Annotated in this window: 1 pseudogene; it reads right to left on the bottom strand. The window is 34.1% G+C overall.

Annotated features, from left to right (window positions below):
* Positions 1-69: 69 nt before the first annotated feature.
* Positions 70-1,137: pseudogene (locus BV375_RS29860) on the bottom strand (IS4 family transposase).
* Between the last annotated feature and the right edge of the window lie 90 nt (positions 1,138-1,227).

Here is a 1,227-nt window from a genome sequence, read left to right as displayed (position 1 = left end):
CAGAAATGTTGAATGCTGATACAAAACTTTACATATTTAGGTACACTAAGTTTAAAAAGCCTAAAATAGTCAACATGACATCATCTCCTCAAACCAATGAACATAACTGATTTTCTGACACATACAAGATTGTAAATAGCGGAATTTATCTAATAGTGTATGTCCCCATTGTGCGGGAACAGATACAATCTGTAAAATCAAATAAGCTATCAAGCTAACATAAATTTGTATAGTGATACCATTGAGGTTTTTGGTAATTAACTTGTCAAGTTTTAAGTGCATTTTTAAAAACTTCCACAAGAGTTCCACTCCCCAACGTAGCCGATAAATATCCCTAATTTCATCATCAGTAACTGCTGCATCTCCCGAGGCTGGTAAATTTGTTACCAAGCGAAACTCCGTTTTCGTATCTAAATCACAAAAATTAATCACTCTATAAGCTTGAGCATCATCAGACGTGCCAACTTTAACCAACCCAGTTAGCTCCTCAAATTCTAGTTTCCAATTGTTTTTTATTCGCAAGACAAAATATTTGCTTTCTTGTACTAACTCTTGGATAAATTTTAATCCAGCAAATCACGGCAGTTGCTTCAAGTCGGCAGAGCCGCCCAACGCACTGCCTCCCCTATCCATTACTCCAACTGCATTTGTTGGGAGATTAGACATCATTTTTGAGCCAAATTTATAATCATGGTCATGACCAAAATTGATGAAGTTATCTGATAGACTTCCTGTAGCTAGATTTAAGGAACTGAAAAGCTTCACTTGATGATGACCTAATACCCATAACAACTTACTTGTCAAAGTAATAATTGTTGAATCAATTGGACAAATTGCATATTTATCATGTAATTTTTTGTGAGTTTTCTTCTGCACTATCTCATTTAATTTCTGATAAATTGCTTGAAAGGGTTTTTGCGTGCGGTGAGAACTTGCTTTGGAAAAAGTAGAAATATCTAGATCAAATCCTGTGTTGTTTAATCGTTTAAATAAATCTCTCATACTTGTTAAACTGTTATCCAAAGCATAAGATAGCCAGCACTCTAGGAACAGACGACTATTCAACACTGGATAATCATTTTTGGGTAGTTCTCTGAGGATATCTTTGACAATTTTGGGAAATGAACTTATAATCACTGTTGAATTGAAATATTTTAATCCTTCGCCCAAAATTTAACATATTTTGGGTTATTTTTATCAGGTTTTTCTTAACATTCAACGTTTCTG

This window comes from Nostoc sp. 106C (genome assembly GCF_002154725.1).
Taxonomy (GTDB): Bacteria; Cyanobacteriota; Cyanobacteriia; order Cyanobacteriales; family Nostocaceae; genus Aulosira.
Note: the sequence above shows the minus strand (reverse complement) of the source record. Positions and strands in the feature narration are given on the sequence as shown.